This window comes from Streptomyces sp. SP18CS02 (assembly GCF_036322365.1).
GTDB lineage: Bacteria > Actinomycetota > Actinomycetes > Streptomycetales > Streptomycetaceae > Streptomyces.
On sequence record NZ_JAQYXC010000303.1, the window covers coordinates 326,806 to 342,636 of the forward strand.

Consider the following 15,831-nt stretch of genomic DNA (forward strand, 5'->3'; position numbering starts at 1 on the left):
CGCCCGGGGCGGAGGGTTCAGCGCGGGCGGGGGTCGAAGCTGAACAGCTGGCCCCCGGCCTCGTCGGCGCACGGGTTCTGGACGACGTCGGTCCACGGCTCGTCGTCCCCGGCCCGTACCTCCACGCACAGACCGGAGTGGACCGAGCGCATCCGGTACCCCCTCACCCGGGTGTCGCCGTAGGGGTCTATGCGGAACTCCTCGCGCGGGCCCCGCTTGCCGCACTCCTGGTCCACCAGGGGCGCGCCGACCGGTTCGCCGGCGTCCACGGGTATCCCGGAGCAGCCGGGCCCGAAGTCGGGGTGGTCCGTCCTCAGCCGCCATAGGCCGCCGGCGAGCTGGACGAGGGAGTAGCGCGGCGTGTCCGCCTCCGCGCAGGGCACCTGGTACACCTGCCCGTTGCGCTCCCCGGGGCGCTCGTTGAGGCAGAGGCCGGAGTGGACGGCACGTATGCGGACCGGTCCCGCGCCGGGCCCTACCGGCTCCGCTGACTCAGCTGACTCAGGGTGCCGCTCGCCGCCGCCCCGCATGAAGCTCAGCACGGTGGTGACGGCGACCACGAGGGCGAGCACGCAGATCAGGGGGACGAGCGGGCGGGCGCCCCACCAGAGGCTCCCGTCGACCGCGCCGTCGTCGGCCGGCCCGGCGCCGGGCCCGTGGTCCGCCGCGCCGCCCGGTGGGGTCCCACCGACCCGGCCCAGGAGGTCGCCCGGTTCCCCGCCCGGTCGCCCGTCTGCTTCCCGGTCGGGCTGCTCCGGCCCCGCGCACCGTCCCGGGGCCGGCTCGGCGCGGCCGCGGACGGCGAGCTCCTTGCGGACGGCCAGCCAGCTGTCGAGTGCCTCCGGCCCGACGCCGCAGGCCCGCACGAACGCGGTCAGCAGTTCCTCGCGCGGCACGGTGGTGCGCGTCAGCATGTTGGCGACCGTCGAACGGGGCAGCACGTCGCCCACCGCCGCGGCGCGGGCCGACAGATCCCGGTAGGTCAGCCCCGACCAGTCCTTGAGGGCCTGTAACCGGGCGATGAATTCGCCGGGGTCGCATGCCTCCCGCGGATCGGGGGCCTTCTCCCCATCGGCCATGCGCCCTCCCTCTCCCCGCCCCGCCGGTCTGGCCCCGGACCGCCGCTCGGACAGGGTCGGGACATGTCCGGGACAGGCGTAAGCCTTGTTCAGACGGCCAATCAACTCAAGAGTGGAATCCGGCAATTCCGGTGGGGGCCGGAATGGCCGCGGCGGGGAGGCAGAACGGCCTTGGTCGACCACGGGGGCGATCAAGGCCGCTCGCGTCCCGTCCCTCCGGATACCGGAGGCGGAGCCGGGGGGCGGCCGGGTGCCGGGCCCGGGGGGGCGCCCGGGCGTCCCGGACACGGCACGTCCCGGCACCGCATTGCACGGCACGGCGCTGCGCTGCGTTGCAGCGGCACGGCTCGCGCGGAGCGCCGTCCGGCATCCGCGCCACGGCGGGGGCGGCGGGCCCCGGGACGGGCCGCGGGGCAGGGGACGGGGGACCCGTCCGGGGAGCCGTACCCGTCCCGGATCCCGGTCGGGCCGGGGCCGGCCGCCAGAGCCAGGGGGGCGGTGCCAGAGCCGGGGGCCGGGGGCCCTACCCGGCTCCGGTGGTCAAGAGGACCCGGTGGTCAAGAGGGCCGATGGTCGGCAGGGCCCCGTCCGTCAGGGGGCCCGGTGGTCAGGGGCCCCGTCGGTCAGAAGACCGACTCGGCCTCGTACATCCGCTTCTCGGGCACCGTCTTCAGCCGCGTGACCGCTTCGGCGATCGGCACCATCTGCACGTCCGTCCCGCGCAGCGCCGTCATCCGGCCGAACTCCCCGCGGTGGGCCGCCTCCACCGCGTGCCAGCCGAACCGGGTGGCGAGCACCCTGTCGTACGCGGTGGGGACGCCGCCGCGCTGGACGTGGCCGAGGATGACCGGGCGGGCCTCCTTGCCCAGGCGCCGCTCCAGCTCGACGGCGAGCCGGTTGCCGATGCCCTGGAAGCGCTCGTGACCGAACTGGTCGATGGCACCCTTGGCGTACTCCATGGAGCCCTCGGCCGGGTGCGCGCCCTCGGCGACGCAGATCACCGCGAACTTCTTGCCGCGCGAGAACCGCTCCTCGACCATCTTGACCAGGTCGTCGATCGCGAAGGGGCGCTCCGGCAGGCAGATGCCGTGGGCGCCGCCGGCCATGCCGGACTCCAGCGCGATCCAGCCCGCGTGCCGGCCCATCACCTCGACGACCATGACCCGCTGGTGGGACTCGGCGGTGGTCTTGAGACGGTCTATGGCCTCGGTGGCGACCATCACCGCGGTGTCGAAGCCGAAGGTGCGGTCGGTGGCGGAGATGTCGTTGTCGATCGTCTTCGGTACGCCGACGACGGGCATCCCCGCGTCCGACAGCATCCGGGCGGCGGTCAGGGTGCCCTCGCCGCCGATCGGGATGAGGACGTCGATCCCGTACCGCTTCTGCAACTCGTCGCAGTTCTCGGCGGCTTCCCGCAGCCGCGCCCGCTCCAGCCGGGCGGAGCCCAGGATGGTGCCGCCACGGGCCAGGATGCCGCTCACCGCGTTGAGGTCGAGCGGCCGATAGTGGCCGTCGAGCAGCCCCTTGAACCCGTCCTCGAAGCCGATGACTTCGTCGCCGTGTCCTGTGAGTGCCCGGTGCACGACCGACCGGATCACGGCGTTCAGGCCGGGGCAGTCGCCGCCTGCGGTGAGAACTCCGATGCGCATCGTGCTCTTGTCTCCTGCTCGGTCGGGGTACGGGTGACGTGCGGGTGAGCCTTACCGAATTGTCCCACGGCAGGCATGTGCGGGCGCCCGTGAAGGCTACGCCGAAGGGCTTCGCTCCCGTGCCACGCCGGTGCGCCCCACCCCGCGCGCCGGTGTGCACCCGCTGCCCGGGCGGCCGCGCGGGAGGTGTCCGCGCAGGTCCGCGGGGGCGTGCGCGGGCCGGACGTCCGGCCTGCGTATTAGCCACACGCAGAGGTATTGTCAAGAGGGTATTACGACCCCAACGATGTTTTTTGATCGCACACTCACTCGACAGGAGAGCACGCGTGGCGCGCAGCGTGTACGTGACCGGGATCGACCGCGGGGACGGCCGCCAGGTGGTGGAGCTGGGAGTCATGGAACTCCTCACCCGCCAGGTGGACCGGGTGGGGGTGTTCCGGCCGCTTGTGCACGACGGCCCCGACCGCCTCTTCGACCTGCTGCGCGTGCGCTACCGCCTCTCCCAGGACCCCTCCTCGGTGTACGGCATGGACTACCACGAGGCCTCCGCCCTCCAGGCCGAGAAGGGCACGGACGAGCTGGTCTCGCGGCTGGTCGAGCGCTTCCACCGGGTGACGCGGGAGTACGAGGTGGTACTGGTGCTCGGCACGGACTTCGCCGACACCCAGCTGCCCGACGAGCTGGCGCTCAACGCGCGGCTGGCCAACGAGTTCGGCGCCCCGGTGATACCCGTGGTGGGCGGCAAGGGCCAGGTCGCCGAGTCGGTACGGGCCGAGGCCCGCAACGCCTTCCGCGCGTACGAGAGCCTGGGCTGCGACGTCCTGGCGATGGTCGTGAACCGGGTCGCCGCCGAGGACCGCGAGACCATCTCCGAGCGTCTCGCGGCGCGCCTGCCGGTACCCAGCTTCGTGCTGCCCGACGAGCCGGCGCTGTCCGCCCCGACGGTCGCCCAGATCACCCAGGCGCTCGGCGCCACGGTCGTGCTGGGCGACGACGCGGGCCTGGCCCGGGACGCCCTCGACTTCGTGTTCGGCGGCGCGATGCTGCCCAACTTCCTCAACGCCCTGACCCCTGGTTGCCTGGTCGTCACCCCCGGCGACCGCGCCGACCTGGTGGTGGGCGCGCTGGCCGCGCACTCGGCCGGTACGCCGCCGATCGCCGGCGTCCTGCTCACGCTGAACGAACGGCCCAGCGACGAGATCCTCACCCTCGCCGCCCGCCTCGCGCCCGGCACGCCCGTGATCTCGGTGAGCGGCAACAGCTTCCCGACCGCCGCGGAGCTCTTCTCGCTGGAGGGCAGGCTCAACGCGGCGACCCCGCGCAAGGCGGAGACCGCCCTCGGGCTCTTCGAGCGCCATGTCGACACCTCGGACCTGCTGAAGCGGCTCTCCGTGGCGCGCAGCGGCCGCGTCACGCCGATGATGTTCGAGCACGACCTGCTGGAGCAGGCACGCGCCGACCGCCGCCGGGTGGTGCTGCCGGAGGGCACGGAGGAGCGGGTGCTGCGCGCGGCCGACGTCCTGGTCCGCCGCGACGTCTGCGACCTGACGCTGCTCGGCGATGTCGAGGTGATCCGCAAGAAGGCCGCGGACCTGGGCGTGGACCTGTCGGGCGCCCAGCTGATCGACCCGGCCACCTCCGAGCTGCGCCAGCGGTTCGCCGAGCGGTACGCCGAGCTGCGCGCCCACAAGGGCGTCAGCGTGGAGCTCGCCTTCGACGTGGTGTCGGACGTCAACTACTTCGGCACCCTGATGGTCCAGGAGGGGCTGGCCGACGGCATGGTCTCCGGCTCGGTGCACTCCACCGCCGCGACGATCCGCCCCGCGTTCGAGATCATCAAGACCAAGCCGGACGCCTCGATCGTCTCCTCCGTCTTCTTCATGTGCCTGGCCGACCGGGTGCTGGTCTACGGCGACTGCGCGGTCAACCCGGACCCGAACGCCGAGCAGCTCGCGGACATCGCGGTCCAGTCGGCCGCGACCGCCGCCCGCTTCGGCGTCGACCCGCGGATCGCGATGCTGTCGTACTCCACGGGGTCCTCCGGCTCCGGCGCGGACGTCGACAAGGTCCGCGCGGCGACCAAGCTGGTCCGCGGGGCCCGGCCCGATCTGCGCGTCGAGGGCCCGATCCAGTACGACGCGGCCGTCGAGCCGTCCGTCGCCGCGACGAAGCTGCCGGACTCGGAGGTGGCCGGCCAGGCGACCGTGCTGATCTTCCCGGACCTGAACACCGGCAACAACACGTACAAGGCCGTCCAGCGCTCGGCCGGTGCCGTGGCCGTCGGGCCGGTGCTGCAGGGCCTGCGCAAGCCCGTGAACGACCTGTCGCGCGGCGCGCTGGTCAGCGACATCGTCAACACGGTCGCCATCACCGCGATCCAGTCCCAGGCCACGTCCGCATGAGCGACGCCGCCCCGACGCACCCCACGACCGCCCCCGCAGCAGAAGGCCCCGCTTCCGTGACCCAGTCGACCCGTGTACTCGTCCTCAACTCCGGCTCGTCGTCGGTGAAGTACCAGCTCCTCGACATGCGCGACAGCGCGCGCCTGGCGGTCGGCCTCGTCGAGAGGATCGGCGAGGAGACCTCCCGCCTGGTGCACACCCCGCTGACCGGCGAGGGGGCGGGCCGGCGGGAGCGTACGGCCCCGATGGCCGACCACGCGGCCGCGCTGAACGCCGTCGCCGAGGAGCTCGCCGCCGACGGTCTCGGCCTGGACTCCCCCGAACTGGGCGCGGTCGGGCACCGCGTGGTGCACGGCGGGCTGAAGTTCTCCGAGCCGACGGTCATCACCGACGAGGTGATGAAGGAGATCGAGCGGCTGGTGCCGGTGGCGCCCCTGCACAACCCGGCCAACATCACCGGAATCCGCACCGCCCGGGCGCTGCGTCCCGACCTTCCGCAGGTGGCCGTCTTCGACACGGCGTTCCACACGTCGATGCCGGAGTACGCCGCCCGGTACGCGATCGACACCGTCACGGCCGACGCCCATCGCATCCGCCGTTACGGGTTCCACGGCACGTCGCACGCGTATGTCTCGCGCCGTACGGCGGCCCTGCTCGGCAAGGACCCGTCCGAGGTGAACGTGATCGTGCTGCACCTGGGCAACGGGGCGTCCGCCTCGGCGGTACGGGGCGGCCGCTGCGTGGACACCTCGATGGGCCTGACCCCCTTGGAGGGGCTGGTCATGGGTACCCGGTCCGGGGACGTCGACGCCGCGGTCACCTTCCACCTCATGCGGGTGGCCGGAATGTCGGCCGACGAGATCGACGATCTGCTGAACAAGAAGAGCGGATTGGTGGGGCTTTGCGGTGACAATGACATGCGCGAGATCCGGCGCCGGATCGATGAGGGCGACCAGCGGGCGCAGCTGGCCTTCGACATTTACATCCACCGGCTGAAGAAGTACATCGGGGCCTATTACGCCGTTCTCGGGCGGGTGGACGCGGTGGCGTTCACCGCGGGAGTCGGCGAGAACGCGGCTCCGGTCCGGGAGGCCGCCGTCGCGGGCCTGGAGGAGCTGGGCCTGGCGGTGGACGCCGATCTCAACGCCGTACGTTCCGACGAACCGCGGCTGATCTCGCCCGAGTACGCCTGTGTCGCGGTGGCGGTGGTGCCCACGGACGAGGAACTGGAAATCGCCCAGCAGACCTACTCGCTGGTAAACGCCTGAGCGACCCCCCGCCCATTTGTACTTTCCACCAGACGGAATATTCCGCAGTGAAACAAACCGATAGGATCCGCCTTATGCGCCGTTCCAAAATCGTCTGCACACTGGGCCCCGCCGTCGACTCCTACGAGCAGCTGAAAGCGCTCATCGAGTCGGGCATGAACGTGGCCCGTTTCAACATGAGCCACGGATCCCACGCTGAGCACGAGGAGCGGTACCACCGCGTCCGCAAGGCGTCCGAGGACACCGGCCACGCGGTGGGCGTCCTCGCCGACCTCCAGGGCCCCAAGATCCGTCTGGAAACGTTCGCCGAGGGGCCGGTCGAACTGGTCCGCGGTGACGAGTTCACGATCACCACGGAGGACGTCCCCGGCGACAAGTCCATCTGTGGCACCACCTACAAGGGCCTGCCCGGGGACGTCTCCAAGGGCGACCAGGTCCTGATCAACGACGGCAACGTCGAGCTGCGCGTCGTCGAGGTCGACGGGACGCGGGTCAAGACGATCGTCGTCGAGGGCGGAGTCATCTCCGACCACAAGGGCATCAACCTGCCGGGTACGGCGGTCAACGTCCCGGCCCTGTCCGAGAAGGACGTCGAGGACCTGCGCTTCGCCCTGAACATGGGCTGCGACCTGGTCGCGCTGTCGTTCGTCCGCGACGCCAACGACGTCAAGGACGTCCACAAGGTGATGGACGAGGTGGGCCGCCGGGTCCCGGTCATCGCCAAGGTGGAGAAGCCGCAGGCCGTCGAGAACATGGCCGACGTGGTCATGGCGTTCGACGGCGTGATGGTCGCCCGCGGCGACCTGGCCGTCGAGTACCCGCTGGAGCGGGTCCCGATGGTGCAGAAGCGGCTCATCGAACTGTGCCGCCGCAACGCCAAGCCGGTGATCGTCGCGACCCAGATGATGGAGTCGATGATCACCAATTCCCGCCCGACGCGCGCCGAGGCGTCCGACGTCGCCAACGCGATCCTGGACGGCGCCGACGCGGTCATGCTGTCGGCCGAGTCGTCGGTGGGCGCCTACCCGATCGAGACCGTGAAGACGATGTCGAAGATCGTCGCCGCGGCCGAGGAGGAACTGCTCTCCAAGGGCCTCCAGCCGCTCGTGCCCGGCAAGAAGCCGCGCACCCAGGGCGGTTCGGTGGCCCGCGCGGCCGCCGAGATCGCCGACTTCCTGGACGGCAAGGCCCTCATCGCCTTCACCAAGTCCGGCGACACGGCCCGCCGGCTCTCCCGCTACCGCGCCCAGCAGCCGATCCTCGCCTTCACGACCGAGGCCGCGACCCGCAACCAGCTCACCCTGAGCTGGGGCGTCGAGTCCTTCGTCGTCCCGCACGTGGACAACACGGACGCGATGGTCGACCTGGTGGACGCCGAGCTGCTCAAGCTCCAGCGCCACAACGCGGGCGACACCATGGTCATCACCGCCGGCTCGCCCCCCGGCGTCCCGGGCACCACGAACATGGTCCGGGTCCACCACCTGGGCGGCGAGGCCCGCGGCTGACGCGCGGTCCCCTCGGCACGACCGCGGGCGGCGCCCCTCGCCGAGAGGGGCGCCGCCCGGTGTGACAGCAGCGCGATGGCCTCCTCCCCCGGTCGGGGAGGAGGCCATCGCGTCACGCGGCTCCCGCAAGCTCCGCCGTGAGGCCGGCCGGTCAGCCCTCGATGTAGTTGTGCAGGCCCGGGACGGTGAGGTCGCCACCGAACTGGCCCGCCTGGGTCACCTTCACGTTGGTGAAGAACGCGTAGGAGACGTTCACCGGCGGCGGGGTCTCGGGGCTGAAGGTGATCGGGATGATGCCGAAGAGGTTGCCCTTCAGCTCCTCCGTGTACATCGTCACCGTGCCGCCGGTGATCGTGGACGTCGAGCCGGGACGGGACGCGACGTGTCCCGTACGCCCCTCGGAGTGCACCGTGAGCTGGTGCAGGTTCACGATGTCCACCGATGACGCGGTGAACTTCAGGACCTTCTTGACCTTGCCGCTGCCCGTCTGCACCTCGACGATGCCGTGGTAGTCGAGCCCGCGCAGGGTGAGCCGGCTGCTCTCCAGCTTCCACGGCTCGTCCGGCAGCAGCGGGAGACCCGGCTCCAGCTTCGCGTCGGCGAGCGCCTGCGGGTCCGGGGTGGGGCAGGGGAAGTTCGGCTTGGCGCCGTCCGGGATGTCCTCGTCCTTCTTGGGGTCGAGTCCCTTGACGTCCTCGGGCAGTTCCTCGACCTTGGCGCCGACCCGTTCGGCGGCGTCCTTGATCGCGTCCTTGGTCCTGTCGGCCTCGTCGTCCGCCGGCTTCGTGGACGGCCGGGCCGACGGCTTCGCCGACGGCTGGGCGGGCGGCTTCGTGGACGGCTGGGCGGGCGCCGGGGCGCTGGTCGACGGGGTGGCCGTCGGCTCGTCGTCCGGACCGTCGAAGAGGTCCTTCAGCGCGTCGCCGACACCCAGCGGGTCCAGGGGGTTCCTGGTTCCGGTCGGCGTGGGCGTGGCCGCAGGCGAGGTGGTGGCCGGTGCCTTCGGCTGTGCGGCCTGCCGTCCCGCCGTCCCGCTCGCGGACGGGCTCGCGCCGGGCGCCGGTTCCTTGTCGGCGTTCTCGGCGTTCTCGGTGTTCTCGGTGTTCTCGGCGTCGTCCCCGCCGCCCCGGCCGGCCGGCGCGCTCGCGCTCGTCGACGGCTTCGGGGAGTCCGACGCGGACGGCTCGGCCGACTCCGACGGCTCGTCGGAGCGGGTCACGCAGGGGCCCGGCGCGTAGGGGATGTCCTTCTCGTCGGCGAGCGCCAGCCTGGGCGTCAGACCGAGTCCGACGAGGACGGCGGTGGGCATCGCGGCCAGGGCTATCGCCTTGCCCGCCGGCGCCTGGAGCTTGGTCAGCAGCGACTTCCTCGGGGCCGCGTGACGCGGCCCTCGTCTTGCCAGAGTGGCGTCGTCCCCAGCCGTCGCCGACTGTGTTTCGTCACCCCGCACTGTTCCTCCCGCCGTTGGCTTCGATGTTCGGATGGCTCGCCCGCACGTCCTTCGCGTCCTGCCTCTCCGCGACCTCGCGCTGCTCCGGCACGTAGCCCGCGCCGGCCCCGTCCCCGGGTGCGGCACCGCCCTGCGCGGCAGCCGCCGGCGCGTCCTTGCCGGGGGCCCAGGAGATCGAGAGGGCGCCGCCGGTGAGGGCGAGCAGGAAGCCGATGAAGAAGCCGCCCAGATTGGCCACGGGGATGGAGACCAGGGCCAGCAGGATCGCGGCGACTCCCGCGAAGACCCGCACGAGGTACTGGAACCACATCGTCAGTCCCAGCGACATCAGCAGTACGCCGATGATGAGCGACGCCGCCCCCGCGGTCGTCGCCATGGAGAGCGTCAACTGGCCGAGCTGGAAGCTCGCGTACGGGAAGTAGGCGATGGGGATGCCACCGAGCAGGGTCAACAGTCCCGCCCAGAACGGCCGGTGTCCTCGCCACTCGCGGAATCGGCGCCGGAGGACGCTCAGGTGGTGCTCGTTCTGCCCCGAAGACACGGCGCTCATGGAAAACAGCTCCCTGGAACTGGTCGTGCTGTGTGGAGAAGGGATGGGGTGGGCGAGGGCGCCTCTGCTTCCTCACCCACCCGCACGCGGTGCGGTCAGTAGCACTCGACCTTCGGGCCATCGCCCTTGTGGAGGTTCAGCTTCAGACCGCTGAGCTTGAAGGTCGCGGCCGTGGTGGCCCAGGCCTTCTGCTTGACGTTGTCCAGCGTGGCGTTGGGCGCCTGCTGGGCGAAGCCGTTCTCCAGGATCTTGTCCTTGACCGCCGGGCCCTTGCCCGTCTTCGGGTCGTCGGTGTCCTTGGCCGCGACACCGATCTCGATGTCCTTGAACGTGGCGTCGGCCTCGAGCTCCGTGACGTCGAGGTACAGGTTCTCCGCGACGACGGGCTGCTTGCCGCCACCCGCCTCCAGACGCATGGTGATCTTGCCGACGAACGGCACATCGGTCACCACGGACTGGCACATGTCGTTGATCTCGGCGTGCTTGAACGCGGAGATCGCGACGGGGTGCGCCACCTTCTCCTCACCGCCGCCGACATTCTTGTAGCCCATGTCGACGCCGCCGTACTGGGCGAAGCCAGTACCTTCCAGGTGCCCGGCCCTGACCTTGAACTCCTGGCCGGAGACGCTGAACGACGCGGCGAGCGCGCCCTGCGCCAGGCTGACACCGATCACGGCCGTCGCGGCCACGCTCGGCACCATGACGACGGCGAACCGCTTCCATCTGGTCCCACCGCGGATCTGGGACTTCATAGATTTCCTCCTTCTCGGACGTACATCTCCGGATGGGCCCAGGGCCCGTCCTGGGATGGGAGAAGTGCTACGTCCTCGGGAAGGAGAGCGCCCGTGGAAACAGGCGCGAGCCGCGTCCGAATCACCGGCGATCACCCCCGAGCGACAACCACTGGCCACGCCTTCGCGCAACCCTGCCGGACAGGCCCTGCCGGATTCGGCGGGAACCCCCCTGTCCACGGCCGACGCCACTGCCGTCGGCCCACTCGGTGGGGAACCAATGCCTCCGGGCGCGGCTGGTTGCCGGGCTGGTGCGGTATTGGACCGAGCGTCGCCGATCGTGGTCCATTACCGGCCGAGGCACAAGGGGGTTCGTTACTCGCTAGTAACGGGTCGATAACCACGCCACGACGGCCTGCCGCCGCCCGGGCACTCAGGGTGCCGCCGTAACGCCCGAAAGAAAGAGATATCAACGGCTAAAGCCGGACATAAGGAGGGTGTTTATTTACTGCCAGTAACAGCGGCCGCGTTTACCAAGATTTGGCAAAGCGCGGCCGCCTTTTGTCACTCTGTCGCCAAATCGGCGACCGGCGCCACAGGGCGCTGCTCCTTCACGGCCAACCGGCCGCGCACCGTGCGCCGGCCGGGCCGCCGGCCCGCGCCCCCGCGGGCCCAGCCACCGGAGAACCGGTCGTGGCATCCGGCCGGGCGCCGGTCGCGGCGGTGCTCAGAACAGCACGCGGGCCAGGGCCGAGCGGGCCGAGCTCACCCGGGGGTCGTCCGGCCCGATCACCTCGAAGAGCTCCAGAAGGCGCAGCCGCGCCTGGTCCCGCTCCTCGCCCGCCGTCCGCCGCACCGTGTCGACGAGCCGGGTGAACGCGTCCTCCACATGACCGCCGACCAGGTCCAGGTCGGCCGCGGCGAGCTGGGCCGCGACGTCCGCCGGGTTCTCGGCCGCGTTCTTGCGGACCTGCTGCGGGTCCATGCCCTGGACCCGCCCCAGCAGCTGGGCCTGGGCCAGACCCAGATTCGCCTCCGTGTTCGCCGGGTCGTCGACCAGGACGTTCTTGTACGCCTGGACCGCACCCGCGAAGTCGTTGGCGTCCAGCGCACGCGCGGCCGCCTCCAGCAGGGCGTCGTGGGGACCGGCGGGCACCGCCGCGGGTGTCCCCTCGCCCTCGCCCTCGGGGCCCTGCGCGTCGGCGTCGACCAGGATGCCGGTCAGTCCGAAGCGCTCCTCGCCCACCTGGATCAGCTGGTCGAGGGTCTGCCGGATCTGCGCCTCGGGCGCGGCACCCTGGAAGAGCGGCAGCGCCTGACCGGCGACCACCGCGAAGACGGCCGGGATCCCCTGGATCCCGAACTGCTGCATCAGCATCTGGTTGGCATCGACGTCGATCTTGGCGAGAACGAACCGGCCGTTGTACTCGACGGCCAGCCGCTCCAGCAGCGGGCCGAGCTGCTTGCACGGCTCGCACCACTCGGCCCAGAAGTCGATGACGACCGGCACCTCGGCGGAGCGCTGGAGGACATCGCGCTCGAAGCCCGCCTCGTCGACATCGATCACCAGGGCGGAAGGGGGCACGGCACCGGCGCCGCCCTGCCGGGCGGCTTCCGCGCGGGCCTGCTCGGCCTTCGCCCTGGCCTCACCGGCCGCCTTCACCGCGGCGAGATCGACAACGCCGCTCATGGACATGTTCCTAGGCTGCATGAGTACATCCTCCCCCTTCCGCGCGTGTAACCGGTAAGCGATGGCAGAAGCCATGGCCGAACCGCGCCCGTCCGGCGTCCCCCGCCGGAATGCGGGACGTACGGACGTACGCGATCCAGCAATGTGTTTCGGCACCGGGTCCCCACCCGGGCGCCTGTGGTTGTCGCTGGGGCCGCTCAAAAGCCTTTCGCTACGCCTCGTAGCGTAACTGCAAGCGGACGGCCGGGGGGCGCGGGCGGCGGTGAACTGGCTCACACGAACGGACGGGGGGCACCCCACCTACTGGCCGGTATGGTCGGGCGTCATGTGCAGCCGTACCAGTCCGCGAAGTCGTACCGGACGCCCCCGCAGCGCCGAGGCCGACACCGCGATCCTGGAGGCGACCCGGGCGGCGCTGGTCGACCTGGGCTGGTCCAAGCTGACGATGGGGGACGTCGCCACCCGCGCCGGGGTCGCCAAGACCACCCTGTACCGGCGCTGGGCGAGCAAGAACGAACTGGTCGTCGACGCTGTCGCGGTCCTCTTCGACGAGCTCGAACTGCCCGACCGGGGCAGCCTGACGGCCGACATCGAAGGCGTGGTGCGGCAGTTCGCCGCCCTGCTGGAACGGCCCGAGGCCAGGACCGCCCTCATGGCGGTCGTCGCCGAGTCCACCCGTGACGAGCCGCTGCGGCGGCGCATCCGCGCCTCGATCGTGGACCGGCAGAAGCGGCTCGTCCTGCTGGGCCGCCAGCGGGCCCAGGCGCGGGGCGAGCTGCCGCTCGGCACGGAGCCCGGCGCGGCCGCCGGCACCGACGACCTGATCTTCGACGTGATAGCCGGAGCGGTGGTCCACCGCGCCCTGGTCAGTGCCGAGCCCGTGGACAGCGACTGGGTGCAGCGCTTCACGGTGCTGCTGCTGGGCGGGCTGGACGCGGCGACCCGGAGCTGAGACCGGGACGGCCGCGCCGTCGCGGGAGCGGGCGGTGCCGGAGCGGGTGTACGGGCGCGCCTCAGAGCGGGCGGTGCATGATGTGCAGCCCCACATAGCCCTCGCGCGGATGGCGGAAACCGTCCGGGACCGTGCCGATCACGCGGAAGCCGAGCGATTCGTACAGCCGCACCGCGTGCTTGTTCGTCTCCACCACGGCGTTGAACTGGATGCCCCGGAAGCCCGCGGCGCGCGCCCAGTCCAGGGTGTACTCGACCAGTGCCCGGCCGACGCCCCGCCCGCCGTGCGCCGGGTCGACCATGTAGCTGGCGCTGGCCATGTGGGCCCCGTTGCCCATCTGGTTGTTGTTCATCTTGGCCGTGCCCAGGATGACGCCGCCGTCGTCGACGGCCACCACGGTGCGGTTCGGCCCGGCCAGCAGCCACCAGTCGCGGCCCCGCTCCTCGTCGAGGTCGAGCGGGTAGGTGAACGTGTCGCCCGCGGCGACGATGGAGCGGAAGAACGGCCAGATGGCGGGCCAGTCGTCCGCGGTGGCTTCTCTGATCTGCATCCGCCCAGCATGCGGGCTGCCCGGCCGACGGTTCCACTGTGTTTTCGCGCGGTTCTCGCGCGCGGGCCACGGTCGCGGGTACGAGGCCACGGCCGGCCGGCACCGTATGCCGGCCGGCCGTGGGCGCGGCCGCCCGGAAGCCGGGCGGCCGACGTGCGTCAGAAGCCGGGCGGCTCCGTGTAGGTGCCCCATTCGTCGCGCAGGGCGTCGCAGATCTCGCCGAGGGTGGCCTCCGCGCGGACCGCGTCGAGCATCGGCCCGATCATGTTCGAGCCGTCCCGGGCGGCGGTGAGCATCTTCTCCAGGGACGACCTCACCAGGGCGTCGTCCCGCCGGGACCTGCGCTCGGCCAGGACGCGTACCTGCTCGCGCTCCACCTCGTGGCTGACCCGGAGGATCTCCAGGTCACCGGTGACGGACCCGTGGTGGGCGTTGACCCCCACGACCCGCTTGTCCCCCTTCTCCAGGGCCTGCTGGTAGCGGAAGGCGGACTCGGCGATCTCGCCGGTGAACCAGCCGTCCTCGATGCCGCGCAGGATCCCGGAGGTGATCGGGCCGATCGGGTGCCGCCCGTCGGAGTGGGCCCGCAGGCCCCGCTCCTTGATCTGGTCGAAGATCTTCTCGGCGTCGGCCTCGATGCGGTCGGTGAGCTGCTCGACGTACCAGGAACCGCCCAGCGGGTCCGCGACGTTGGCGACGCCGGTCTCCTCCATCAGCACCTGCTGGGTGCGCAGCGCGATCTCGGCGGCCTGCTCGGACGGGAGCGCGAGGGTCTCGTCGAGGGCGTTGGTGTGCAGGGAGTTGGTGCCGCCGAGCACGGCGGACAGCGCCTCGACTGCGGTGCGCACCACGTTGTTGTAGGGCTGCTGGGCCGTGAGCGAGACACCGGCGGTCTGGGTGTGGAAGCGCAGCCACTGGGCCTTGTCGGTCCTCGCCCCGTACACCTCCTTCATCCAGCGGGCCCAGATGCGGCGGGCGGCGCGGAACTTGGCGATCTCCTCGAAGAAGTCGAGGTGCGCGTCGAAGAAGAAGGACAGCCCCGGCGCGAACGTGTCGACGTCCAGGCCGCGGCTCAGGCCGAGCTCGACGTAGCCGAAGCCGTCGGCGAGGGTGTACGCGAGCTCCTGCGCGGCCGTCGCGCCCGCCTCGCGGATGTGGTAGCCGGAGACCGAGAGCGGCTTGTACGCCGGGATGCCCGCCGCGCAGTGCTCCATCAGGTCGCCGATGAGGCGCAGGTGCGGCTCGGGCTGGAAGAGCCACTCCTTCTGGGCGATGTACTCCTTGAAGATGTCGGTCTGGAGGGTGCCGTTGAGGACGGCCGGGTCCACGCCCTGGCGCTCGGCGGCCACCAGGTACATGCAGAAGACCGGGACGGCGGGCCCGGAGATCGTCATCGAGGTCGTGACGTCGCCGAGGGGGATGTCCCGGAAGAGGACCTCCATGTCGGCGGCGGAGTCGATGGCGACGCCGCAGTGGCCGACCTCGCCGAGCGAGCGCGGGTCGTCGGAGTCGCGCCCCATGAGGGTCGGCATGTCGAAGGCGACGGACAGTCCGCCGCCGCCCGCCGCCAGGATCATCTTGTAGCGCTCGTTGGTCTGCTCGGCGTTGCCGAAGCCGGCGAACTGGCGGATGGTCCAGGTACGGCCCCGGTAGCCGGTCGGGTACAGGCCGCGGGTGAAGGGGTACTCCCCCGGCCAGCCGATCCGTTCGAAACCGTCGTACGTGTCGCCGGGCCGGGGCCCGTACACGGGCTCCACGGGGTCGCCGGAGAGCGTGGTGAAGTCGGCGTCGCGCTTGCGGGCGGCGTCATAGCGGGCCTGCCAGCGTCGGCGGCCTTCCTCGATGGCGTCAGCGTCCATACCCCGAATTTACTAGGACGTCCTAGTAAATGTCGATGGGCAACCGCCGTACACCCGGTGTACGGCGGTGGAAGCCGGCTCCGCGGGGAGCGGCCGCACCGGCCCGGCGCGAGCCGGGCCCGGCACCCGCTCGGGCCTGTGCGGCG

Annotated in this window: 12 protein-coding genes; 4 read left to right on the forward strand and 8 right to left on the reverse strand. The window is 71.5% G+C overall.

Going from position 1 to position 15,831, the window contains the following annotated elements:
• Positions 1-17: 17 nt before the first annotated feature.
• Positions 18-1,079, reverse strand: a complete 1,062-nt coding sequence (locus tag PUR26_RS32425) for a helix-turn-helix domain-containing protein (protein ID WP_329878060.1) — start codon at positions 1,077-1,079, stop codon at positions 18-20.
• A gap of 623 nt (positions 1,080-1,702) precedes the next feature.
• Positions 1,703-2,728 (reverse strand): ATP-dependent 6-phosphofructokinase, encoded by a 1,026-nt coding sequence (locus PUR26_RS32430; protein ID WP_329878062.1) that lies wholly within the window; start codon positions 2,726-2,728, stop codon positions 1,703-1,705.
• A gap of 326 nt (positions 2,729-3,054) precedes the next feature.
• Between PUR26_RS32430 and pta the strand changes: the two genes are divergently transcribed.
• The 3 genes from pta (at position 3,055) to pyk (ending at position 7,903) form a co-directional block, all read left to right on the forward strand.
• Positions 3,055-5,130 (forward strand): phosphate acetyltransferase, encoded by a 2,076-nt coding sequence (gene pta, locus PUR26_RS32435; RefSeq protein ID WP_329878064.1) that lies wholly within the window; start codon positions 3,055-3,057, stop codon positions 5,128-5,130.
• A 56-nt stretch (positions 5,131-5,186) separates the two neighbouring features.
• Positions 5,187-6,398 carry an acetate kinase gene (locus PUR26_RS32440; RefSeq protein WP_443077243.1) on the forward strand — a complete coding sequence of 404 codons (1,212 nt, stop codon included), beginning with the start codon at positions 5,187-5,189 and terminating at the stop codon, positions 6,396-6,398.
• Positions 6,399-6,472: 74 nt separating this feature from the next.
• The gene (pyk, locus tag PUR26_RS32445) at positions 6,473-7,903 is read left to right on the forward strand and encodes a pyruvate kinase (RefSeq protein ID WP_329878068.1); all 1,431 of its coding nucleotides are present in this window, start codon (positions 6,473-6,475) and stop codon (positions 7,901-7,903) included.
• Positions 7,904-8,054: 151 nt separating this feature from the next.
• Here the strand turns inward: pyk and PUR26_RS32450 are convergent, their stop codons facing one another.
• The 4 genes from PUR26_RS32450 to PUR26_RS32465 all read right to left on the reverse strand — a co-directional run bounded on the left by PUR26_RS32450 (position 8,055) and on the right by PUR26_RS32465 (position 12,345).
• Positions 8,055-9,353, reverse strand: a complete 1,299-nt coding sequence (locus PUR26_RS32450; protein WP_329878070.1) for a hypothetical protein — start codon at positions 9,351-9,353, stop codon at positions 8,055-8,057.
• A complete protein-coding gene (locus tag PUR26_RS32455) occupies positions 9,343-9,903 on the reverse strand; it encodes a DUF6114 domain-containing protein (protein ID WP_329878072.1) in 561 nt (186 codons plus the stop codon). Before PUR26_RS32455 ends, PUR26_RS32450 begins: the two co-directional genes overlap by 11 nt.
• A 95-nt stretch (positions 9,904-9,998) precedes the next feature.
• The gene (locus PUR26_RS32460) at positions 9,999-10,655 is read right to left on the reverse strand and encodes a DUF6230 family protein (protein WP_329878074.1); all 657 of its coding nucleotides are present in this window, start codon (positions 10,653-10,655) and stop codon (positions 9,999-10,001) included.
• A gap of 706 nt (positions 10,656-11,361) precedes the next feature.
• Positions 11,362-12,345 carry a tetratricopeptide repeat protein gene (locus PUR26_RS32465; protein ID WP_329878076.1) on the reverse strand — a complete coding sequence of 328 codons (984 nt, stop codon included), beginning with the start codon at positions 12,343-12,345 and terminating at the stop codon, positions 11,362-11,364.
• Positions 12,346-12,649: 304 nt separating this feature from the next.
• Between PUR26_RS32465 and PUR26_RS32470 the strand changes: the two genes are divergently transcribed.
• Positions 12,650-13,276 carry a TetR/AcrR family transcriptional regulator gene (locus PUR26_RS32470; protein ID WP_329878078.1) on the forward strand — a complete coding sequence of 209 codons (627 nt, stop codon included), beginning with the start codon at positions 12,650-12,652 and terminating at the stop codon, positions 13,274-13,276.
• 61 nt (positions 13,277-13,337) lie between these two features.
• Here PUR26_RS32470 and PUR26_RS32475 read toward each other — a convergent pair whose 3' ends face one another.
• Both PUR26_RS32475 and PUR26_RS32480 read right to left on the reverse strand, forming a co-directional pair.
• Entirely contained in the window at positions 13,338-13,826 is a 489-nt protein-coding gene (locus PUR26_RS32475; protein ID WP_329878080.1) for a GNAT family N-acetyltransferase, read from the reverse strand.
• Positions 13,827-13,984: 158 nt separating this feature from the next.
• Positions 13,985-15,685: an acyl-CoA mutase large subunit family protein gene (locus PUR26_RS32480; RefSeq protein ID WP_329878082.1), complete on the reverse strand. Its 1,701-nt coding sequence runs from the start codon at positions 15,683-15,685 to the stop codon at positions 13,985-13,987.
• Between the last annotated feature and the right edge of the window lie 146 nt (positions 15,686-15,831).

Bases quoted from the DNA above. Each gene is read 5' to 3' on its own strand.
- PUR26_RS32460 (WP_329878074.1), bottom strand. From the start codon at position 10,655: ATGAAGTCCCAGATCCGCGGTGGGACCAGATGGAAGCGGTTCGCCGTC.
- PUR26_RS32480 (WP_329878082.1), bottom strand. From the start codon at position 15,685: ATGGACGCTGACGCCATCGAGGAAGGCCGCCGACGCTGGCAGGCCCGC.
- pyk (WP_329878068.1), top strand. From the start codon at position 6,473: ATGCGCCGTTCCAAAATCGTCTGCACACTGGGCCCCGCCGTCGACTCC.
- PUR26_RS32475 (WP_329878080.1), bottom strand. From the start codon at position 13,826: ATGCAGATCAGAGAAGCCACCGCGGACGACTGGCCCGCCATCTGGCCG.
- PUR26_RS32465 (WP_329878076.1), bottom strand. From the start codon at position 12,345: ATGCAGCCTAGGAACATGTCCATGAGCGGCGTTGTCGATCTCGCCGCG.
- PUR26_RS32470 (WP_329878078.1), top strand. From the start codon at position 12,650: ATGTGCAGCCGTACCAGTCCGCGAAGTCGTACCGGACGCCCCCGCAGC.
- PUR26_RS32430 (WP_329878062.1), bottom strand. From the start codon at position 2,728: ATGCGCATCGGAGTTCTCACCGCAGGCGGCGACTGCCCCGGCCTGAAC.
- PUR26_RS32425 (WP_329878060.1), bottom strand. From the start codon at position 1,079: ATGGCCGATGGGGAGAAGGCCCCCGATCCGCGGGAGGCATGCGACCCC.
- PUR26_RS32455 (WP_329878072.1), bottom strand. From the start codon at position 9,903: ATGAGCGCCGTGTCTTCGGGGCAGAACGAGCACCACCTGAGCGTCCTC.